General features: G+C 60.3%; 19 protein-coding genes. 7 read left to right on the forward strand and 12 right to left on the reverse strand.

Translation table 11 applies throughout. The features are described from left to right. Positions 1-12 precede the first annotated feature (12 nt). The gene (locus tag RCAS_RS06100) at positions 13-522 is read left to right on the forward strand and encodes a polyhydroxyalkanoate synthesis regulator DNA-binding domain-containing protein (RefSeq protein WP_012119724.1); all 510 of its coding nucleotides are present in this window, start codon (positions 13-15) and stop codon (positions 520-522) included. Positions 523-689: 167 nt separating this feature from the next. Continuing rightward, on the forward strand, positions 690-1,874 hold the full coding sequence (locus RCAS_RS06105; protein WP_012119725.1) for a patatin-like phospholipase family protein: 1,185 nt from the start codon (positions 690-692) through the stop codon (positions 1,872-1,874). 322 nt (positions 1,875-2,196) lie between these two features. Here RCAS_RS06105 and RCAS_RS06115 read toward each other — a convergent pair whose 3' ends face one another. The 3 genes from RCAS_RS06115 to RCAS_RS24940 all read right to left on the reverse strand — a co-directional run bounded on the left by RCAS_RS06115 (position 2,197) and on the right by RCAS_RS24940 (position 6,157). Beyond that, positions 2,197-2,937, reverse strand: coding sequence for an SURF1 family cytochrome oxidase biogenesis protein (locus RCAS_RS06115; RefSeq protein WP_012119726.1), 741 nt, complete (start codon positions 2,935-2,937; stop codon positions 2,197-2,199). Positions 2,938-2,950: 13 nt separating this feature from the next. Further along, the gene (locus tag RCAS_RS06120; protein WP_012119727.1) at positions 2,951-5,428 is read right to left on the reverse strand and encodes an ATP-dependent Clp protease ATP-binding subunit; all 2,478 of its coding nucleotides are present in this window, start codon (positions 5,426-5,428) and stop codon (positions 2,951-2,953) included. A gap of 294 nt (positions 5,429-5,722) precedes the next feature. Beyond that, positions 5,723-6,157 carry a hypothetical protein gene (locus tag RCAS_RS24940; protein ID WP_157042567.1) on the reverse strand — a complete coding sequence of 145 codons (435 nt, stop codon included), beginning with the start codon at positions 6,155-6,157 and terminating at the stop codon, positions 5,723-5,725. Positions 6,158-6,328: 171 nt separating this feature from the next. On the opposite strand from RCAS_RS24940, the gene RCAS_RS06125 reads away from it, so the two are divergent. Next, on the forward strand, positions 6,329-6,784 hold the full coding sequence (locus RCAS_RS06125; RefSeq protein WP_012119728.1) for a hypothetical protein: 456 nt from the start codon (positions 6,329-6,331) through the stop codon (positions 6,782-6,784). Between the two features lie 71 nt (positions 6,785-6,855). Here the strand turns inward: RCAS_RS06125 and RCAS_RS06130 are convergent, their stop codons facing one another. The 4 genes from RCAS_RS06130 to glmS all read right to left on the reverse strand — a co-directional run bounded on the left by RCAS_RS06130 (position 6,856) and on the right by glmS (position 13,095). Beyond that, positions 6,856-7,617 (reverse strand): TIGR00266 family protein, encoded by a 762-nt coding sequence (locus RCAS_RS06130; protein WP_012119729.1) that lies wholly within the window; start codon positions 7,615-7,617, stop codon positions 6,856-6,858. A gap of 565 nt (positions 7,618-8,182) precedes the next feature. Beyond that, complete coding sequence (locus RCAS_RS06135) at positions 8,183-10,048, reverse strand: efflux RND transporter periplasmic adaptor subunit (protein WP_012119730.1); 1,866 nt, start codon at positions 10,046-10,048, stop codon at positions 8,183-8,185. Between the two features lie 8 nt (positions 10,049-10,056). Then, complete coding sequence (locus RCAS_RS06140; protein ID WP_157042568.1) at positions 10,057-11,007, reverse strand: ferrochelatase; 951 nt, start codon at positions 11,005-11,007, stop codon at positions 10,057-10,059. Between the two features lie 222 nt (positions 11,008-11,229). Continuing rightward, complete coding sequence (gene glmS / locus RCAS_RS06145) at positions 11,230-13,095, reverse strand: glutamine--fructose-6-phosphate transaminase (isomerizing) (protein ID WP_012119732.1); 1,866 nt, start codon at positions 13,093-13,095, stop codon at positions 11,230-11,232. Between the two features lie 243 nt (positions 13,096-13,338). On the opposite strand from glmS, the gene RCAS_RS24945 reads away from it, so the two are divergent. After that, positions 13,339-13,536 carry a hypothetical protein gene (locus tag RCAS_RS24945; RefSeq protein ID WP_157042569.1) on the forward strand — a complete coding sequence of 66 codons (198 nt, stop codon included), beginning with the start codon at positions 13,339-13,341 and terminating at the stop codon, positions 13,534-13,536. Positions 13,537-13,730: 194 nt separating this feature from the next. On the opposite strand, the gene RCAS_RS06150 is transcribed toward RCAS_RS24945, so the two are convergent. Together RCAS_RS06150 and RCAS_RS06155 are read right to left on the reverse strand one after the other, a co-directional pair. Continuing rightward, positions 13,731-14,048 (reverse strand): nucleotidyltransferase domain-containing protein, encoded by a 318-nt coding sequence (locus tag RCAS_RS06150; RefSeq protein ID WP_012119734.1) that lies wholly within the window; start codon positions 14,046-14,048, stop codon positions 13,731-13,733. After that, a complete protein-coding gene (locus RCAS_RS06155) occupies positions 14,045-14,467 on the reverse strand; it encodes a nucleotidyltransferase substrate binding protein (protein ID WP_012119735.1) in 423 nt (140 codons plus the stop codon). Before RCAS_RS06155 ends, RCAS_RS06150 begins: the two co-directional genes overlap by 4 nt. A gap of 426 nt (positions 14,468-14,893) precedes the next feature. On the opposite strand from RCAS_RS06155, the gene RCAS_RS06160 reads away from it, so the two are divergent. Beyond that, complete coding sequence (locus tag RCAS_RS06160) at positions 14,894-16,081, forward strand: aminotransferase class I/II-fold pyridoxal phosphate-dependent enzyme (RefSeq protein ID WP_012119736.1); 1,188 nt, start codon at positions 14,894-14,896, stop codon at positions 16,079-16,081. Positions 16,082-16,181: 100 nt separating this feature from the next. Further along, entirely contained in the window at positions 16,182-17,372 is a 1,191-nt protein-coding gene (locus tag RCAS_RS06165; protein ID WP_012119737.1) for an MGDG synthase family glycosyltransferase, read from the forward strand. 110 nt (positions 17,373-17,482) lie between these two features. Here the strand turns inward: RCAS_RS06165 and groL are convergent, their stop codons facing one another. Together groL and groES are read right to left on the reverse strand one after the other, a co-directional pair. Continuing rightward, complete coding sequence (groL, locus tag RCAS_RS06170; protein ID WP_012119738.1) at positions 17,483-19,114, reverse strand: chaperonin GroEL; 1,632 nt, start codon at positions 19,112-19,114, stop codon at positions 17,483-17,485. Between the two features lie 60 nt (positions 19,115-19,174). Further along, positions 19,175-19,480 (reverse strand): co-chaperone GroES, encoded by a 306-nt coding sequence (gene groES / locus RCAS_RS06175; protein WP_012119739.1) that lies wholly within the window; start codon positions 19,478-19,480, stop codon positions 19,175-19,177. Positions 19,481-19,759: 279 nt separating this feature from the next. On the opposite strand from groES, the gene glpX reads away from it, so the two are divergent. Next, positions 19,760-20,749 carry a class II fructose-bisphosphatase gene (glpX, locus tag RCAS_RS06180; RefSeq protein ID WP_012119740.1) on the forward strand — a complete coding sequence of 330 codons (990 nt, stop codon included), beginning with the start codon at positions 19,760-19,762 and terminating at the stop codon, positions 20,747-20,749. 17 nt (positions 20,750-20,766) lie between these two features. On the opposite strand, the gene RCAS_RS06185 is transcribed toward glpX, so the two are convergent. Continuing rightward, on the reverse strand, positions 20,767-21,834 hold the full coding sequence (locus tag RCAS_RS06185; RefSeq protein ID WP_012119741.1) for a glucose-1-phosphate thymidylyltransferase: 1,068 nt from the start codon (positions 21,832-21,834) through the stop codon (positions 20,767-20,769). Between the last annotated feature and the right edge of the window lie 131 nt (positions 21,835-21,965).

The following is a 21,965-nucleotide window of genomic DNA, read 5'->3' on the forward strand; positions in this document are numbered from 1 at the left end:
CGGAGAGCGCCCATGCAAACCATCAAAAAGTACGCCAACCGCAAACTGTACCACATTGACCGCAAACAGTACATCACGCTCGAAGGCATTGCTGCACTGGTGCAGGCGGGAGAGCAGGTACGGGTGATCGACAATGAGACGGGTGAGGATATTACGGCGCAGATTCTCGCACAGGTCGCGCTTCAGACTCGCGGCGACCATGGGCGATTGCCGACATCGCTGTTGACCAGCCTGATCCGCGCCGGTGAAGGGACGTTGAGCGGGTTGCAGCGCTCACTTCTGGGGGCGTTCGGCGGCATCGGGTTCGTCAATGCCGAAATCGAACGTCGTCTGGCGTATCTCCGTGAAACAGGCAGGCTCGACGATGATGAAGTTCAGCGATTGCGCACTTTGCTGGTAGACTCCTACGACACGGCGACGGCGCCTGGTCTTCCGAGCAAGAGCGATGTCGATCGGTTGCACGAGCAGGTCGATGAACTGATGAAACTCGTTGAGCAACTCCTCGCGCAACAGAAGAAATAACGAATTCGGTCGGGACCACACTCTTCCGTAGACGATACGATCTGTGGGAGGGGAGAGCGCGTTCCAGCATCCTGGGAAGGCGCTGCGGCATTCGTGTTGGAATTGATGCCTGCGTATCCGATCATCACTACGCTGCGGTCGTTGCTGCCGCACGCAGAGGAGAGGCTATGAGCGACAGTGGCGTCACACGGCAACGGAGCAAGACGGCGTTGGTTCTGGCGGGCGGCGGGGTGACCGGCGCCGCCTACGAAATTGGCGCGCTCCGCGCGCTCGACGACCTCCTCTCCGACTTCAGCGTCAACGATTTCGATGTGTTTATCGGCACCAGTGCGGGTGCGCTGGTGGCCGCCTGTCTGGTCAATGGGTTGACGCCGCGTGAGTTGATGCGTCATCTTGAGACGCCACTCGACGGTATCGCGCCGCTCAATATGGGAGATCTCTTTACGCTCAACGGGCGCGATATTCTGGCGCAGGGGCTGCATCTGCCGAACGTGGCGCTGCGCGCGCTCCAGGCGCTCATCTTTTCGCGGAAGCACCTCTCGCTGCTTGATCTGATCGAGGCGTTTGCCCTGGCGTTGCCGGGAGGGTTGTACGATATCGGCTCGCTCGACCGCTACCTCAGTGCGGTGCTGTCGCGTGATGGCAGAACGAACGACTTCCGCCGTTTATCCCGCGAACTGGTGATCATTGCGACCGATCTGGATACCGGTGCGCGCGTCGTGTTTGGCGCTCCGCCCTATGATGATGTGCCCATTTCTCAGGCAGTCGCTGCGTCGTCGGCGATGCCGATGGTGTATCGCCCGGTGCGGATTGGCGACCGCGATTATGTTGATGGCGGAGTGCGCGGCAATGCCAGCCTCGACCTGGCGATTGAACGTGGCGCGCGCCTGATTGTGTGTGTCAATCCGCTGGTTCCTTACGATCTCGAAGAAGCGAACGACAATTCTATTCACATTCGCGATATGGGAGCGCCCGGGATTGTCAATCAGGTCTTTCGCACACTGTTCCACTCGGCGCTGCATTACCATCTGAAGCAGATCCACCGCCGCCACCCCGATGTCGATATTATTCTGATCGAACCGGCACGCGACGATGTGCGCATGTTCTCCGAGATGCCGATGCGCTACTCCAGTCGCACCGAAGTGGCGCGCCATGGTTTTGAGACGGTGGCTGCGTTCCTGAGCGAGCGGTACGAGAGTTATCGGAGCATCTTCGCGCGCCATGGGATTACGCTCCAGCATCAGCAGGCTGCCGAGCGCCTGGCCACTGTGGCGCACAATGTCAACGTTCGGCGCCCCGGTCCGCGCGACCTGCGCGATACTCTTGCGCGCCTGGAACGGTTGCTCGAATAGTAGGGCGCTTCTGCGCTCTTATACCAATGACCGGTGACCATCCGGCATGGTCACCCCGAGCAGCGCGAGGGGTCTGGCGCGACCCGCTGAGATTCCTCGCTGCGCTCGGAATGACCAGTCGCTGCGCGCGGAATGACCAGTCGCTGCGCGCGGAATGACCAGTCGCTGCGCGCGGAATGACCAGTCGCTGCGCGCGGAATGACCAGTCGCTGCGCGCGGAATGACCAGTCGCTGCGCGCGGAATGACCAGTCGCTGCGCGCGGAATGACCAGTCGCTGCGCGCGGAATGACAAGCATGCGGCATCGTCAAGCGTCATTGGTATTAACCCCTCTGCGCTTCCAGCGTTCTATGCTGAAAGACGACGTACCCGACGACCAGAATAACGGCGAAGGAAAACCATTGAATGGCATACCCCAGATGCGGACCCTGATCCGGTTCGGGCGGCGGGACCGGCTGCGGCAGGGTGAGGGGTGCATCGGGAACCGGTTGCATCTCAACAAACACCGGTAACAACGGATAGGGGGTTTGCTCCTGAATGCGCGCCACATCGACGCGAAACCAGGCATCGAGGCGCGGTCGTTCCGCCGTGAGCGGCGGGTCTTTTGGTCCGCCGGCATAGATTTCGGGCTGACGGGCAATGCCGGTGACCAGCATCTCACCGCGAGGCGGGGCAAAGGCGCGCCGCGCTTCTGGCGATGCTTCGGTCAGCGGAATCCAACCGCGATCAACCAGCACAGCGTCGTTGCGCCCGCTCAGGCGCAACGGCGTAATCACGTGGTAGCCGGTGATGCCGTTGAGCGAACGGTTGCGCAGCAGCACTTCGTGCGCCGGGTCGAAGACGCCACGCGCAGTCACCGGACGATAGTCGAGCGCCTGAAGATCGCTCACACTTTCCAGCGGAACCGGAGACTGCGCCAGCCCGTCGGCGATCCGTGCGTTCAGCGCCGCGCGTTGAGCATGGCGCTCCAGTTGCCACATTCCCAATCCACAGAGTGCGCTTGCGCCGACCAGAACGAGCAGGGTGGCGATCAGGCGTTTGCCGGTCAGCAAATAGCGTACCATCGCTCCGCTGCGTTTACCCGCTCACCGGCTCGACCGGCTTCTTCAATTCCAGGTTGAGCGTCTCGCGGCGAGTGAACGTCAACTCACCGGTTTGCGGGTCCACATCGACAATGATCGTATCACCCGCTTTGAACGTTCCGCGCAGCAGGCTGCGCGATAGCGGCGTCTCGACCATGCGTTGCACCGTGCGACGGAGTGGGCGCGCGCCATACGCCGGATTGTACCCCTCGCGCACCAGCACTTTCTTCGCTGCTGGCGTCAGTTCGAGCGTCAGCCCCTGCTCACGCAATCGTTCATCGACCTCGCGCGCCAGCAGATCGACAATCTGCTGCAACTCCTGCTCGGTCAGCGCGTGGAAGACAATAATCTCGTCGATGCGGTTGAGGAACTCGGGGCGGAACGCCTGGCGCAGCGCCTCCAACACCCGCTCACGCGCGGCTTCTTCAGCGCTTTTGTCGTGCGTGCGCACCAGACCAAGGTTCTGCTGCCGCACATGCTCAGTGCCGACGTTCGAAGTCATAATGATCACCGTATTACGGAAATCGACCGTATGCCCCTGCGCATCGGTCAGGCGTCCATCGTCGAGCAGTTGCAACAGCGTGTTGAACACATCTGGATGCGCCTTCTCGATCTCATCGAACAGTACCACCTGATACGGACGACGTCGGATGCTTTCGGTTAACTGCCCCGCCTCTTCGTACCCCACGTAACCGGGCGGCGCGCCGATCAACCGCGACACCGTGTGCCGCTCCTGGAACTCCGACATATCGATGCGGGTCATCGCATCTTCGCTGTCGAAGAGGAACTCAGCAAGCGCCTTGGCAAGTTCCGTCTTGCCGACGCCAGTTGGACCGACAAAGATGAAACTGCCGATTGGACGGCGCGGGTCCTTCAAGCCGCTGCGCGCGCGGCGGATTGCATCGGAGAGCGCGACAATCGCTTCGTGCTGTCCGATCACCCGTTCGTGCAGGCGCGCCTCCATATCGACGAGTTTCTCACGCTCGGTTTCGAGCATGCGACTGACCGGAATGCCCGTCCAGTTCGAGACGATGGCGGCAACGTCCTCCTCATCGACGACCTCATCGAGGTCGGAACTCTTGAGCCACTCGCTGCGCGCGCGCTCGAATTCGGTTTCGAGTTGCAGATAGCGGGCGCGCAACGTTGCGGCGCGCTCGTAATCGCGCCGTGCGCCAGCTTCTTCCTCCTCGCGGCGCAACCGGTTCAGTTCGGCTTCCTGATCGCGCAATGCCTTTGGCATTGAATAGATGTCGATGCGCAATTTGGCGGACGCCTCATCGATCAGGTCAATCGCCTTGTCGGGCAAGAAGCGATCCGTGATATACCGGCTCGATAGGCGCGCCGCCGCCTTCAACGCCTCATCGCTGATCGTCAACTGATGGTGTTCCTCGTAGCGTTTGCGCAGACCGCGCAACATCTCGACCGTCGTTTCGACGTCCGGCTCTTCAACGAATACTGGGCTGAAACGTCGTTCGAGCGCTGCATCCTTCTCGACATGCTTGCGATACTCGTCGATGGTCGTAGCGCCGATGACCTGCATTTCGCCGCGTGAAAGGGCCGGCTTGAGCATATTCGACGCATCGATCGAACCGACGGCAGCGCCGGCGCCGACGACGGTGTGCAGTTCGTCGATAAACAGGATGATCTGCCCATCACTGCTGCGCACCTCGTCCATCACCGCCTTCAGGCGCTCCTCGAACTCGCCGCGAAACTTCGACCCGGCAACCATGCCGGCAAGGTCGAGCGCCAGCAAGCGGCGATTCCTGAGCGGTAGCGGCACATCGCCGCTGGCGATGCGTTGCGCCAACCCTTCGGCAATGGCGGTTTTGCCAACGCCGGTTTCGCCGACGAGCACGGGGTTATTCTTTGTGCGGCGGCAAAGAATGCGGATGACGCGGGTAATCTCCGCCTCGCGCCCAATGACCGGATCGAGTTTCCCTTGCGCCGCCATGTCGGTCAGGTCGATGGAATATTTCGAGAGCGCCTCGTAGCGCGCCTCGGCGCCGGGATTGTCGGCGCGCTGGTGACCGCGGATGTCCATCAGCGCCTGATAGATACGTTCCTGATCGATGCCAAAACTGTTCAGAATGCGCGATGACGCGCCTTCACGCTCACCGCTGATGGCGATCAATAGGTGCTCAATGCCGACATACTGATCATTCAGGCGGTTGGCTTCTTCTTCAGCGCGCTTGACCAGGCGCTGGGTGCGTGGCGTGATGTAGACCTGATTGCCGTAGCCGTACTGACCATACACCTTTGGCGACTTCTCGAGTTCGTGCTCGACGCGCCGCGCAACCATGTCGGCATCGACACCGAGTCGCGCAATCGCGCGCGCCGTCAGCCCGTCGCGCTGCCGCAGCATCGCCAGGAAAATATGCTCTACGTCCAGCTGCGTGTGATGCTGGTCGTGCATGATTTCCTGCGCGTCCTGAAACGCTTCCTGCGCTTTCTCGGTAAACCGTTCGAGTCTCATGGTCCCTATCCTTGGGAAATGCTTCCTCTGGCAAATCTTGTTGCGTGTTAAGTATAGCACAGAGGCTCAGGCTCTGCTGATCGTCATGTGCCAATGACCTGTGACCATCCGGCATGGTCACCCCGAGCAGCGCGAGGGGTCGTGCGCGACCCGCTCAGATTCCGCGCTGCGTTTACCCTGAGCGAAGCGAAGGGCTCGGAATGACACGCATGCGGCATCTTCAATCGTCATTGGTAATATCAGGGAACAATCGGCGGCGCCACGGCGCCGCCGTGATCCGCTGAGGACGCAAAGTCAAATCGAAGGCATGATGCAGGGAACAACAACATTCCTGGAAGAGTGCGGGGTTACTTCCACCGCGACTTCTTCCGCAGGTGCAGGCATCTGAGCGCAGGAGGCGAGGAAAAAGCGCTGGCGCATTTTGAACGCTTTCTGAGTAATGTTCTGCGATGTCCCTGGCTTAAGCGGCTTATGGGTCTGGTTTGGAGCATGTGCGCCCCCCTGATGGGAAAATATCTTCTCAGCTTTACCTGCGCCCGATGCACAGGTTGGGTTGATCGAATCGGAGGAGGGCGTCGGTGCGTCTGTAGTCTGTAGCGAGGATGCGGTAGACCCATGCCGCCGCTCGCCACCAATGGTGACGGTGATCCGGGCGCACACAGGTGTCGCTGCTACGGTGCGCTGGCGGCGTCCATCCCGCTTGTCTCTTGGGACATCACGTTCACCCATGGACATTCCATCCCAGAATCGGCAGTGTGATGGTCAGATTCTCCTGTTATTCATCAGTGACCATCAACACTCCGCCTTAACGTGCGGTTCGTACTATGAGGTCAGAACGTCGCGTGCAGCGATCGGCCCAACGTGCTGGAAAGCTTTCTTTTTTACATAAGGAGCGCACTAATGTTAGTCCTGACAATTCTCGGCGTTATCGCACTCGTTCTCATCATCATTGCTATCATTCTGCTGATCGGTTTCCTTATCAGGAAGTTCGATGATCACTGTTTTGATGAATTTGGCTACGATTTTCTCAGGACTTCTCTTGTTATGCTGGCAGCCGCTGTACTTGTCCTTGGCGGATCATACTGGTGTGACGAGGCGATCAGAAACGGGGGAGATGTGTTGAATGGGTTGATCCTGATGATGATTGGCGGCATGATCGCTGTTGGACTTATTACATACACGATCTGGAAAACCAATCTGTTCTATGCCATTGTGATAACGCTGTTGCAAATCGGAGTTGCTGCTCTTCTCGCCTTTTTCGGTATGATTGTGCTCATGATCACTGCGGGATTGATAGTTCTTTACGTTCTTTTGTCATCGGAAGCCCAGCCAGTCTACATCGTCAACAAAGATTGACGGCGTAAACATACAAAGGCGACGCTCCTTCGCCAGAGTCGTCGCCTTGGATTACACGTCTTGTCAGGCGATTACGACGACGTGGTGACGATGTATGGCGCAATCGCCTTTGCCAGGTTCGTCGTTGGCATGGTCTGCAACCAGACGCGCCCCGGACCGCGCAGCGTCGTCAGGAACAGCCCTTCGCCGCCGAGCAGAATGTTCTTGAACCCTTTCACCATCTCGATGTCGAACTCGACCGTCGGTTCGTACATCGCCACGTGCCCGGTGTCCACCTTCAGCACCTGCCCCGCATCCAGCGTGTACTCGACGATCTCGCCGTCCAGACAGACGAACGCCACTCCTGGACCGGTCAACTTCTGCATGATAAACCCTTCGCCGCCGAAGAACCCCGCCCCCATGCGCTTGCGGAAGTGAATGTCGAGTCCCACGGTCTTCTCGGCGCAGAGGAACGCCTGTTTCTGGACGATCATCGTCTGCCCTTCGCGCAGCGGCGCCGGCACAATCTTGCCGGGGAAGTCGGACGCGAAGGCGACGATGCCCTTGCCGCCGACCGAGGTGAACTCATTGAGGAACAGGCTTTCGCCGGAGATGGCGCGCTTGAACATCCCGCCAAGCCCGCCGCCGCGCGTATTGGTCGCCATCTGGATATTGCCCGACATCCACGACATCGCGCCCGACTCGGAGTAGACCGTCTCGCCGGGATCGAGTTCGAGGATGACTGCCTGCATCGTCGTCCCGATGATCTGGTACTCCATTCCGGTGACGCCGCGCCCGCGCGCCGTCACCACCGGATCGGGAAGGTCCAGGCGATTGCTGCTATAATCGGTCATGAGGGAAGCGCTCCTTTCCTGGTATTGCACCGTTGCCGTGGCATACGCTTGTTGCCCTCGACAAGGTACAGTGTACGTCAGCGGTTGCCGGTGCGTCAAGTGGCATCTTTGGCGTGAGTGTAGTTTTCCCCGTGTTATACCAATGACGATTGAAGATGCCGCATGCGTGTCATTCCGAGCCCTTCGCTTCGCTCAGGGTAAACGCAGCGCGGAATCTGCGCGGGTCGCGCACGACCCCTCGCGCTGCTCGGGGTGACCATGCCGGATGGTCACAGGTCATTGGTATTATCCGTCGGGAATTGCTCCCCTCTCGCAACAGATTGAGGGATGGAAAGAACATCTGTGCGAGTTTCGGTGTATCAGCACCTGGCATGTACCGTGTCGGTACTTCCCTCTGCTGCGTGCGGAGGTGCGGCAGAACACGGTTCTCAACTCTGGTGTCCATACCGCGCTCTGCCGCCTGTCCTGACCTGACCAACGACATGCGTGCGGATGCGGTATATCGCGGGTACCGTCTGACGATGCATGCCAGGAGTGTTGTGGGTTGCACTGTGCTCCTCTGTCGTTACCGCGCGCGAGGCGGACCGGTGAAGAACGTAAAGCGTTGATCGACGCCTTCGACATAGACGCAGACCTGCGGATCGAGACCGCTGAGGATTTCGATAGCCTGGTCGTTGCTCAGCCCGACGGTCACTTCCCGTGCTTCGAGATCGGGACGCGCGGGGCGCTGCTCTGGCGGCGTCGCACACAATCCCGGATCGCGCACCACATCGACGATCAGGCGCCCGCGATCGTTGCGCACCGCGCGGCGGGGCACCAGCAGCGCATTCTCACGCTCCGCGACCACAATGTCTGCGCCGACCGACATGCCGGCGCGCACCCGTGGGTCGGTGTTGGGAATGCCGATTCGCACCTGGTACGAAGTGACCGCCGCCTGCGGCAGCGCGAGTGGTCCAATCGTCTCGACTGTTGCTGCCAGGGTCACCTCTGGCAACGCATCGAGCGTCAGCGTCACCGGTTGACCGACGCTGACCCGCGTAATGTCGATCTCGTCCACCGTCACATCGACATAAAAACGCTCGAGATTGGCGAGCACAATCGCAGGACGTCCCGGCGATGGCGCTTCCCCTACTTTCAGGTTGACCTCGGCAACAACTCCGCTGAACGGCGCTTTGAGCACCGCTTCGTCAAGGGTCAGTCGCGCCAGATCGCGCGCGGCGCGCGCGCCATCGACCTGTGCGCGGGCAGCTGCCAGGTCGGCCGGGCGCGGATCGGCGCGCAATCGTTCCAGGTTTGCCTTTGCTGCCTCGAAGGCGGCGCGCGCTGCTTCAAGCTGACCCCCACGCTGATCGCCGCGCATTCGGTCGAGCGCAGCGCGGGCGCTGGCAACCTGCGCGCGCGCCGCTGCGAGCACGTCTGGTTCAGGGGTGGCGAAAAGGAGATCACGGTTCGCGCGCGCGACGTCCAGTTGACCTTCGGCGAGTTCGACTCCGTTCGCCTCTGCCAGACGCGCGTTGTCATAATTCACCTGCGCCTGAGCAACAGCGTTTTCAGCGCTGCGCAGCGCCGCTTCCGCCTGAACGAAGGCGTCGTAGTACTGCTGGCGTTGCGAGTCGTTCAGAATGTTCGGGCGGGTCTGTCCCGGTCGGTTTGGATCGGCTACGGTGCGCACAATCGGGTCGGCGCCGGTTTCGCGCACATACTCCCAGTTCTGTTTCGCCGTTGAGTAGCGCGATTGTGCCTGGGTCAACTGGTTGACCGCTTGCTCCAGTTGAATCTGTGCGTTGGTTTTCGCAGCGGAGAGTTGGGCGCGCTGACGTTCCAGATTCAGTTCGGCCTCGCGGATGCGCGCTTCTGCGGTCTGAACGTCCGATTCGCGCGGACCGTTGAGCAACTGATTGAGGCGCGCTTCCGCCTGCCGCAGTTGTTCCTCGGCAGCGCGCATATCCGCAGTTGTGACGCTCCCTTCCACCTGCCGCAACTGGCCCGCAGCCTGTGCGAGTTGCGCTTCGGCGGCAGCAATCTCAGCCGATGAAGGACCGGCGAGCAGGCGGTCGAGGTTCGCCTGCACCTGCGCCAGTTGCGCCTCCGCCTGTGTCAGACGCAGTTCCAGTTCGCGCGTATCGAGTCGCGCCAGTGGTTGCCCCTTTTCCACCACATCGCCGGGGCGCACCAGCACCTCAGCGACTCGCCCGGTCACCGCAAAACTGAGATTGACCGTCTGAACCGGAGCGATCTGTCCCGTCGCGTTGACTGTCGCAATCAGCGTGTCAACCCGCGGATTGACCAACGCATAACTGCGCGCCGGCGCCGGTTGCCCGCCGCGAAAGAGAAAGATGCCCGCAGCGCACGCTGCCACGATGAGCACAAGTCCGATTGCGGTGACGATTGCGCGCCGACCGGGCCAGCGACGCGCAGGAGTGGTAGTCATGCTGTTCCTCATTCGGGAGTATCAAAGACCATCGCTGTGTTGGCCACAAGCGTCGCAAGATCGGCAACAAGCGCAGGGGCGGCATTGGGGATAGCGGAGCGCGCATACTTCAGCCCAAGCGCTGTTGCTCGTTCCGCCATACGAACGTCGAGTTCATAGCAAACCTCGACGTTATCGTACACAGTATTGATCGGAACCGCCAGCACATGCCCGAAGCCAGCGCAGGCGATCTCCTCAAGCGCCGTCAGCGTATCAGGACCCAGCCATTGCCCCGGTCCCTCGGCGCCGTAGTACGCCAGATACCCGGCAGCGCAGCCAAGCGTGGCGACCAATCGCTGCATCATCCGGCGCAACCGCCACTGATAGTCTGTTTCGGGCTTGCGCGCGCTTTCGGCAACACTGTGCGCAATGGCGAGCAATGCCACATTGCGGCGATCATGTCCCGTGAGGTGTTCCAGCGCAATGACGGCATTTGTCGTTAACGCCGACACATACCCCGGCAGGTCGGACCAGTCGGGGATCAGGTGCATCCGCACTGCTCGTTCCAGGTTCTCCTGAGCGCGGTCGAGCGTCTCCTGGTAACTGCGCAGACTCATCTGCGAAGCGACCGGACTGAGCGGCAACGCCACGACGTGATTCAACCCTGCCCGAACGAGATGGACAAGCGCATCTGCGACCGTCGGATGCCAGTGTCGGGCGCCAAGAACCACCTGAAAGCGTGAACCATAGCGCTGTGCCAGTTCATCGGCGAGCGCCGTCGCCAATCGTCTGGCGGCGGAGTCACCGCTTGTGCCGCTCCACACGCGCTGGCAGCGCTCGATCATATATGCGACATCGTCTGACGACGGCGGATACCCATGATAATGCGCTGTCAGATACGGAACCACGTCGGCAAGCGTTGTCGGCTCACCGTACTCCATGACCAGCACGCCGGTTTGCTCTGGTTCTTTGAGCGTCATGGTCAACCTCATCGCTCCGACCCGGTATTATAACAGGTCTGGGGCTCTTGATCGCGTTACGCTCCCATGGTCTCGCCGGATGTCGGCGCTTCCGGTCGGTCGGCGCCATTCATAGTCCCAAGACCGTCGAGGTCGGGCGAGACCGGTGCAGCGGGTGCAGACAACGCGGCTGGCAATGCGCCGTAGCATAGCCACGGCGCTGCTTTGATCGCTCTACTGTGCTCACTCGACCGTTACGCTTTTTGCCAGATTGCGTGGTTGATCCACGTCGCACCCACGATGCACCGCCATATGATAGGCGATCAGTTGCATCGGGATGCTGGTGAGCACTGGTGTCAGCAGCGGCAGCGTGGGCGGAACCTCGATGACGTAGTCCGCCTTTGATGCCATCAGCGTATCACCTTCGGCCGCAATCGCAATCACGTGCCCGCCGCGCGCGCGCACCTGCTCGATGTTCGAGATCATCTTTTCATAGACGCTGTCGCGTATGGCGATGCACACGACCGGCAGATCACGATCAATCAGGGCGATCGGACCGTGCTTCATTTCGCCTGCCGGGTACCCTTCGGCGTGGATGTAACTGATTTCTTTCAGTTTCAGCGCGCCTTCCAGCGCGATGGGGTAGTTGACCTGTCTGCCCAGGTAGAGCGCGTCGCGTGCGCCGTGGTACCGTTCCGCCAGTTCTTCGTAGATGCTCTGACGCTCCAGAATGCGCTCAACCTTGCCGGGTAGTTCGATCAGCGCCTGAATGTAGCGGCGTACTTCGTCGGCGGAGAGCACGCCACGCACTGCGCCCAACCGCAACGCCAGCATGTACGATGCCACCAGCATGGTGGTGAACGCTTTGGTCGAGGCGACGCCGATCTCAGGACCGGCATGTAGATAGATCGCCCCGCCGTCCGCCAGCCGCGCCGCCTGGCTCCCAACAGCGTTGACGATGGCGATGCTCTTCGCATTTTGCCGTCGCGCCTCTTCCATCGCTGCCAGTGTATCGACTGTCTCGCCACTCTGTGTGATTGCCAGCACTGCGGCGCGCTCACCGATCAGCGGATCGCGGTAGCGGAACTCTGAGCCATAATCGACCTCGACGCGCAATCGTGCCAGCGCTTCGATAGCGAACTTCGCCACCAGCGCCGCGTGCCACGCTGTCCCACAGCCGATGGCATAGATACGCTCCAGTTGCCGCAACTCCTGATGACGAAAAGTCAATTCATCAAGCAACACCGCCCCATGGTCGAGATCGATCCGTCCGCGCAACACATCGGTCAGCGCGCGCGGCTGCTCGAAGATTTCCTTCTGCATGAAATGCTTGTAGTCGCCTTTGGCGGCAGAAACCGGGTCCCATGGGATGCTCATAGGATCGCGGGTAACCGGCGTTCCATCGAGCCGCGAGATCGTTGCGCCGCCAGCATCGAGCACCGCAATCTCGCGGTCGTCGAGAAAGACGACGCGCCGGGTGTAATCGAGGATCGCCGGCACATCGGAAGCGACAAACATTTCGTCATCGCCCAGTCCGACGACAATCCCGCCCGCATGCCCAAGGCGCGCGGCAACGATCCGCCCCGGTTCACGGCGCGTCATCGCCACGACGGCGTTGCCGCCGCGCAATTCGGCGAGCGTGCGGCGCATCGCCTGTTCGAGCGACCCGGTTTCATCGTAGTATTCCCCCAGCAACCGTGCAATGACTTCGGTATCGGTCTGTGAAACGAACTGATGCCCGTGGGCGATCAGTCGTTCCTTCAGTTCGAGATAGTTCTCGACAATCCCATTCTGAATGACCACGATCTCTCCTGATGCATCACGGTGCGGATGGGCGTTCTCCTCAGTAACGCCGCCGTGCGTCGCCCAACGGGTGTGCCCGATGCCGCAGCGCCCGTTGACCGGATATTCGCGCAACTGCGCCGCAAGGTTTGCCAGTTTGCCGACGCTGCGCCGCAATTGCAGATGCTGACCATCATCGATTGCAACGCCAGCCGAGTCGTAGCCGCGGTATTCGAGCCGTCCCAGACCGTGCAGCAGCACCTCGCTGGCGTCGCGCGGTCCGATATATCCAACGATGCCACACATGAGCAGTTCCTTTCGTGCCATGCGGATTCCTGGCGTCTCGACGTGTGTTTGTTCTCACCCTCTGATCCTCTCAGGGGACATGTTTCAGCGGTGAGAAACGTGTGCTGCATCCCGATGCCTGTGCGTTCCTCACGCCGACTCTCTCCGGTACTGCTGGAAAAATCTTACGCTGAGCGAAGTGGAGAGTTTGGGCAGTCTGATGCTCGAAACAGGCAAGCGGGAGGGTTGCCGCAATCGATCCCCCCTGTGCCGCAGGCTTCGAGTATGCCGGACACTCCTGGTATGATGCTGATGGAAACAACACCCGACTGCGCGGGGCGGGCGCAGCGCCATGGCGTTGTATTGGAAGGCGCTCGCTACGCTCCATTTGTGTCACCCGTCGCCGGATGGTTTTGCTGGAGCGCTTACAGGCGGCGGCGCGCCTGGGAGGCATCCGCTGATCTCTCGATGTTCCGCCGATAGTATCGGCGTTAGCCCTGTCGCGCGACAGGGAACCTCCGCCTCGTCAACTGCGGGTTGTGCGTCCCGCAGTCCATGCGCTGCTCACGAACCTTTGTGCGACCTCATCACCTCCTGAAGCCCCTGAACGTTCTTTCTGCTCCTCAGCATACATCAGAAGACGCTGTCGGTCAAGATAAGACCAAATGACAATTCTTTCAAGCGTCATTGCGACGTTGATAGAATACCACACCTGTGCGCTGGATTTCTTCTCGAACCTCTGGATCGCCGATCAGACTGAAGAGCGATAGATCAAACGTATACGGCAGCAGCAAATCATCGAGTTCATCCATGATTTTTTCCAAAACAGCAAGATTCAGATCATCGCCGCCGATCAGAGTTAGATCAATATCGGATCCGATCTTGCAGTTTCCACGCGCGCGAGAGCCGTAGAGCACGGCTTTTTGCACCTGTGGATAATGGGCGAGAATTCGGCAAGCCTGTTCTATGGTTGAGTCGTTCAAACCGTATTTCATGGCATCTCAGCGAGCAATTGTTCCATCTTGTCGGATAATGTCACAAATTGAGGGAAATAGTGTTGTATAACTGATCTGGTTATCAATACCGCTGTTTCTTCGTTATACGTGTGCGATGTTAGATTGCGATCACGAATCATATCCATCCACAGATCGCCCTGATCCAGCAACCCGCGCTTGAATGCTTCGCGAGTCGTATCTTTGGAGCCGTACAGCGGCGCCACGCCGTGCAGTTCCAGGAAATCCTTGAGTACATTCCACGCCAGTTCGTGGGTGAACTTGAATGCCTGGATCAGCCCTTGCTCTTCGAGCCTGGAAAGAGGACGTTCGGCGGCGAGATTCACTGCTTCGTGCAGCCGCGATAAGGCTTTTCTGAAACTACTCAGCCGCTGCCGCAGACGTGCATCTGGCGCACTCATAACCAATACCTTGAACGGGACGCGAGACAACCCCTCGTATGACCTGCACTGCTGGCATAGTACCATACCAGACTGTTCGTTTCAACGCGCACGCATCTGCCGGGTACAGGGGTGCAGGTATGACTTAACAGACAACACTCTATCGCTGCGGGCCGGCGCCCTTGCCGGGCCCATGAAAGCCCCGAAAGGGCTTGCCTGACCTGAGCAAGGGCTTCAGCCCAAAGCGTCAGAATGCCGCATGACCATTCGTGTTGAGACCCATTCGCACGGGTCGATGGCGTTCACTCACCGGCAGATTCGTGAGAAGTCTGTTGTGTCCGTGTTCCCCTTATGGCGCCGACTCTGCACACATGCTCCAGGTATGGTACGATACTCCATAGAGAGAACCGCGTAACACATCATTGGCTAAACGCAGGGAGCGAACGCATGTCCGGCAGGCTTGCCCGCCGTGTGGCAGGGTTTGGCACGACGATCTTCACCGAGATGAGCGCGCTGGCGCTGGAGCGCGGCGCGATCAATCTGGGGCAGGGATTCCCCGATTTTCCGGGTCCGTCATTTGTGAAGGAAGCGGCAACCGCAGCCATTGGCGCCGACATCAACCAGTATGCGCCGATGCCCGGTCTGCCCCGCCTGCGGCAGGCGGTTGCCGCGCAGTGGGAATGCGACTATGGCCGCGCAGTGGACTGGCAGCGCGAAGTGACGATCACCAGCGGCGCGACGGAGGCGCTCTGCGATGCGATGCTGGCGCTCCTTGATCCGGGGGATGGAGTCGTCATCTTTGAGCCGGCGTATGACGCTTATGTGCCCGATATTACGCTGGCAGGCGGCACGCCGCTGCCGGTGCGCCTGTATCCGCCCGTCGCCGATCATACGGCGTGGTGGTTCGATCCGGTGGAACTGCACGCCGCCTTCGCGCGCAAACCGACGCTCATCATTCTCAACACGCCGCACAACCCGACCGGCAAAGTCTTTACCCGCACCGAATTGGAACTCATCGCCCATCTTTGTCAGGAGTACAACACGATCGCCATTACCGACGAAGTGTACGACCGGTTGGTGTTCGACGGCGCGGCGCATATTCCGCTGGCGACGCTCCCCGGCATGTGGGAGCGCACCTTGACGCTCAACAGCGCTGGAAAGACCTTTAGCGTCACCGGCTGGAAGATCGGCTACGCGGTCGGACCGGCGCATCTGAACCATGCACTGCGTCAGGCGCATCAGTGGGTGACGTTCGCCACAGCATCGCCGTTGCAGGAAGCCATCGCCACAGCGCTGGAACAGGCGTCGGTCAACGGCTACTACCGCGACTTGCTGCGCGACTACGGCGAACGCCGGGCGCGACTGGAACAGGCGCTCGAAACTGCCGGATTGCCGGTGCTGCCGGTGGAGGGCGCCTATTTCATTTCTGCCGACATCAGCGCTACTGGCTGGACCGACGACCGTGCCTTCTGTCGCTGGTTGACGACCGACATTGGCGTTGCGGCGATCCCGACGTCGGTGTTCTACAGCGATCCGGCGAGTGCGCCGTGTTTGGCGCGTTTCTGTTTCGCCAAGCGGCTGGAGACCATCGATGCCGCAGCAGAGCGCCTGGCGGCGCTGCGCACTCGTTGGTGATGATTCTGGTGTACCGGTGGTCTATGTGGACGTTGAAACAGTAAAACAATCATGAACGTCTAACTAACGACCAGGAGCACACACAGGAGGAGAGACGCTTATGCGCATTGTGCGCATTCTGATACTGACAACTGATGCAGGGAGCGGTCATCGCAGCGCTGCGCAGGCGGTCGAGGCAGCATTGTTGCACGTCTATCGTCACAACGTGCAGGTCACGATTGCCAATCCGTTGCACGAACCGTCCAGCCCATCATTGCTCCGTCACGCAGAAGCATTCTATCTTTCAACCATCCAGCATGCGCCGGAACGCTATGATCGGGCGCACACGCTGACCGATGCAGCCGCGTATGCTGCATTACTGCGCGGCGCAATGCGTCTGGCGATCGGCGATGCCTTGCACCGCCTGCTAGTGCGTCACGCGCCGGATGTCGTCATCAGTGTGTATCCACTCTTTACGGCGCTGGTTGCCGATGCCTATCGCGGCGCGCGCGGGCGCCCCGGGCTGATGACGGTTGTCACCGATCTGGGGCATGTTCATCACACCTGGTTTTCACCGGTCGATGATCTGTGTATCGTTCCAAACGCACAGGTGCGCACTCGCGCACTGAGTTGCGGGCTGAACCCGCGGCAGGTGCAGATTGTCGGCATCCCGGTGCATCCGCGGTTTGCTGCGCAGCGCGCCGATCCCGCCACGGTGCGGCGTGATCTGGGGTGGCGCACCGATCTGGTAACCGTGCTGATCTCCGGCGGGGGCGCGGGGGTTGGTCCGCTGGCGGAACTGGCGATCGCCGCCGATGAAGCATGTCAGAACCTTCAAATCGCAGTGATCGCCGGTCGCAATAGCGATCTTGCGGCGCGACTGCGGGCGCGCGAGTGGAAGAATCCAGTACACATCTACGGTTTTGTCCCGCTGGCGGATATGATGTATGCGGCCGACATCATTGCCACCAAGGCCGGCGGGCTAAGCGTCAGCGAAGCGCTGGCGGTCGGGCGTCCGCTCCTGATCTATGGCTCAGCGCCAGGGCAGGAGGCGGGCAACCTGGAGTATGTGATGCGGCGCGGCGCGGCGCAGTACACACCGGATGCCGCGCAATTCGTCGCTGCGTTGCAGCGCTGGATTGCCTGGCCCGCAGCGCGTCAGGCAGCAGCGGACGCTGCTCGATCTGCCGGGCGCCCGCAGGCGGCATTCGAGATCGCCAGCATGGTGTGGGACCTTGCCATGTCGCGTGCTGCGGCGCCACGTCTGGCGCCGCGCCTGTCGCTGAGCGAATGGTTGAGTTCGTGGCGGTAGACGCTGAATAGACATCAGGGGGAGATGGCAAGCGCCATCTTCCCCCCTGGTATCGCAGTGTTGAGTCGTTGCAGAGCAACGGCTCAACACCGCCTCTCATGAAGCCCCTTTTAGAAGTCCATCCCGCCGCCCGGAGTCGGCGCTGCCGGTTTCTCCTCTGGAATATCGGCAATCAGCGCCTCGGTCGTCAGCAACAGACCGGCAATCGACACGGCGTTCTGCACTGCCGAGCGGGTCACCTTCACCGGGTCGATGATACCCATCTCGATCATATTGCCGAATTCGCCGGTCAATACATTGTAGCCGATATTCTTATCATTCTTCTCCTTCTGGAGGCGGCGCACCGTATCGATAATCACCGCGCCGTCCTCACCGGCATTGCGTGCCAGCTGACGCATCGGCTCCTCGAGTGCGCGGCGCAGGATCTGCACGCCGTACTTCTCGTCCTCATACGTCACCTGCACCCGATCAAGCGCCGGAATTGCGGTGAGCAACGCCACGCCGCCGCCGGGTACAATGCCTTCTTCGACTGCCGAACGCGCCGTTGAGAGCGCGTCCTCGACGCGATGCTTCTTCTCCTTCAGCTCCGGCTCAGTCGCCGCGCCAACCTTGAGCACGGCCACGCCACCCGCCAGCTTCGCCAGCCGCTCCTGCAACTTCTCACGGTCGAAGTCGCTGGTCGTCGTCTCGATCTGCGCACGGATCTGCTCGATGCGCGCGCGAATGGCGCGCTCATCGCCGCGCCCTTCGATAAACGTCGTGTTATCCTTGTCCGACACGACGCGGCGCGCGCGGCCAAGGTCCTCGATTGTGGCGCTGTCGAGTTTGCGGCCAATCTCTTCGCTGATGAGCGTACCGCCGGTCAGAATGGCGATGTCCTGAAGCATCGCCTTGCGCCGATCGCCGAAACCAGGCGCCTTGACCGCCAGCGCGTTGATCGTGCCGCGCAGTTTGTTGACCACCAGCGTCGCCAGCGCCTCACCATCAACATCCTCGGCGACAATGACCAGGTTCTTGGTGACCTGCAATGCCTTCTCGAGCACCGGCAGGATGTCCTGGATGCTGCTGATCTTCTTGTCGGTGATCAGGATGTAGGGGTCTTCGAGTTCGGCTTCCATTCGCTCCGGGTTGGTGACGAAGTAGGGCGAAATGTAGCCGCGGTCGATCTGCATGCCTTCGGTGTATTCCTTCTCGAAAGCAATGCCCTTGCTCTCCTCGACGGTGATCACGCCGTCCTTGCCGACTTTCTCCATCACCTCGGCGATCAGATCGCCGATCTCGCTATCGGCGGCAGAAATAGCCGCAACGTGTGCAATGTCGGCGCGGTCGCGCACCGGAATGGCGACGCTCTTCAACTCCGCAACCACCGCCTCGACCGCCTTGTCGAGTCCGCGCTTGATCAGCATGGGGTTGGCGCCGGCGGCGACCATCTTCAAGCCTTCATTGACAATCGACTGCGCCAGAACCGTCGCCGTCGTCGTACCGTCACCGACGACATCGTTCGTCTTGGTAGCGACTTCAACCAGCAGGCGCGCGCCCATATTCTCGAAGGGGTCCTTCAGTTCGATCTCTTTGGCGACGGTTACACCGTCGTGGGTCACGGTCGGCGCGCCAAACTTCTTGTCAATCGACACATTGCGCCCGCGCGGTCCGAGCGTCGTCTTGACGGCATCGGCGACAATATCGACGCCACGCTTGAGCGCGCGGCGCGCCTCTTCGTTGAAATACAACTGCTTTGGCATGGAATGTGATCCTCCTGATCAGACGGAATCTAGTCTGACGACTATGCGGCAAAAACAGTATTACTCCTGGATAATCCCCAGGATATCCTTCTCCGACAGAATAAGATACTCGACGTCGTCGATCTTGAATTCGGTGCCGCTGTACTTGGCGAAAATGACGCGATCACCGGCTTTGACGTTCATCGGGATGCGCTTGCCGTTGTCATCGATGCGTCCCTCGCCGACCGCCAGAACCGTGCCTTCCATTGGTCGCTCTTTGCTTGCCGTGTCCGGCAGGTAGATGCCGCCCTTGGTCTTCTCCTCACGCTCGACCGGCTTGACCACCACGCGATCGGCGAGTGGCCGGATGCGGAAATCCGTGCCCATATCTGTGTAACCTCCTTCGATACAGTGTGCAGAGACTTGAAGCGGTTAGCACTCTTGACCAAAGAGTGCTAACCGCTCTCTATACTAACGAAATCGGCTGTTTTTGTCAAGCCCTATTTTAGCACTCGCCAGATGAGAGTGCCAGTAGACATAACGGCGCTCTGAACGCACTGCGTTATCCGGCGCTATGCAGAAAGACCCACTCATGCTACAATCATAGCCAACCACCGTTGTGGACACAGGCGATGATGCGGGATGTCACTGCAAAGGAGGCTGCGGATGCGTCTCGAACGAAATCTGGGAATGGACCTGGTACGCTGCACCGAAGCGGCGGCGTTACGCGCCGCCCGCCTCATGGGTCGTGGTGACAAACATGCCGCCGATCAGGCGGCCGTTGATGCGATGCGTTTTGCGCTCGACGCGGTGCCGATGGATGGTGTGGTGGTCATTGGCGAAGGAGAAAAGGACGAAGCGCCGATGCTGTATATTGGCGAGAAGGTCGGCTCCGGCGAACCGCCGGAAGTTGATGTGGCCGTCGATCCGGTCGAAGGCACAACGCTGCTCGCCGAAGGTATGCCAGGCGCGATTGCCGTAGTTGCGCTTGCAGAGCGTGGTTCACTCTATCACTGGACGGGCATCGCCTACATGGACAAACTGGCGGTCGGACCGCAGGCGCGTGGCGCGATTGACATCAACGCGCCGGTTGATGAGAACATCCGCAATGTCGCGCGGGCGCTCAAGAAAGAAGTCGAGGATATTACGGTGGTGGTGCTTGATCGACCGCGCCACAAGGAACTCATCCGTCAGATCCGCGAGACAGGAGCGCGCATCAAACTCATTCTCCATGGCGATGTCTCCGCAGGAATCATGACGGCTATCGAAGACCCGCCGGCGGATATGCTGATGGGGATCGGCGGCGCTCCCGAAGCCGTTATCACGGCATGTGCGATGAAATGCGTCGGCGGCGAGATTCAGTGCAAACTCTGGCCCCGAAACGACGACGAACGCGCCCTGGCAGCCGCTAATGGCATCGATCTCGAGCGCGTCTATCGCACGTCCGATCTGGTGCGCGGCGAGAATGTCTTCTTTGCCGCCACCGGCATCACCGACGGCGAGTTCCTGCGCGGGGTGCGCTATTTCAGCGGCGGCGCCCGCACCTACTCGGTTGTGATGCGTTCTATTTCGGGCACGGTGCGCTATATCGAGTCGCGCCACGACTGGACGAAACTGATGCGCATTTCCGGTGTTGATTATGTCCATGCCCGCTAGGGCAAACGTTCAACCCTTTACAGCACGCCAACATTCGAGTGATCTCCCAGCACCAGGCGGTACGCCTTGGGTTTCCGCGGTGAACGTGTGACCTCGACGTGCCGCCCGATCAAACTGTCTTCCAGGCGGTGGGGCAGGTCGCGGATGGTGCAGTGCTCCAGCACTATTGAATGCTCGATCTCGGCGCTTTCGATGACGCAGTGGTGATAAATCGAGGTGAATGGACCAATATAGGCATTGATAATGCGTGTCTGTTCACCAATGATCGCCGGTCCACGGATGGTGCTGTTGATGATTTCCGCCCCTCGCTCGACAATGACCTTGCCGATCAGGTGCGAGTCGCGGTCTACAAATCCTTCGACCGATGCCGGCATTTCCTCCAGGATCAGGCGATTTGCTTCCAGCATGTCGTCTTTCTTGCCGGTGTCGATCCACCAACCGTGGTGAATGTAGGGGAAGACGCGTCGCCCATGCTCCACCAGCCACTGGATCGCGTCGGTGATTTCCAGTTCGCCGCGCCACGACGGGCGAATCGCTTCTACCGCTTCCCAGATGCTTGCGTCGAACATATAAATGCCAACCAGCGCCAGGTCGGATGGAGGTTGACGCGGTTTTTCGATCAACCGCACGATCTGTCCGCGTTCGTCGAGAACAGCGACGCCATACTGCTCAGGGGTAGCGACCTGCTTGAGGACGATCTGTGCATTGAAGTCGCTCGTGCCAAACTGCTGGAGCAGGGGCGCAATCCCGCCCTGAATGCAGTTATCGCCCAGGAACATGACAAATCGGTCATCCCCCAGAAAGTCGCGTGAAATCTTGACGGCGTGCGCCAGCCCCAGCGGCTCGTCCTGTTCGATGTAGGTGATCCGCACGCCCCAGCGACCGCCATCGCCGACGGCGGCGCGCACTTCGGGTCCGGTGCTGCCGATTACGATGCCGATGTCTTCGACGCCGGCATCACGGATCGTCTCGATGACGCGGAAGAGCACCGGTTTGTTGGCGACCGGCACCAGTTGCTTGGCGCTAGTATAGGTGATGGGGCGCAGGCGAGTTCCTTTGCCGCCGCTGAGAACCAGTCCTTTCATACACCTTTCCTCATGTTTGGTGGGTTACACATCTGCGTGTGCTGCGATGGTACAGGCGCCGGATGATCAACGGATGACACTGCTGCGATCACTCATCAACACACAGACGCCCGTGCACCTGGCACGGGCGT

This window comes from Roseiflexus castenholzii DSM 13941, assembly GCF_000017805.1.
GTDB lineage: Bacteria > Chloroflexota > Chloroflexia > Chloroflexales > Roseiflexaceae > Roseiflexus > Roseiflexus castenholzii.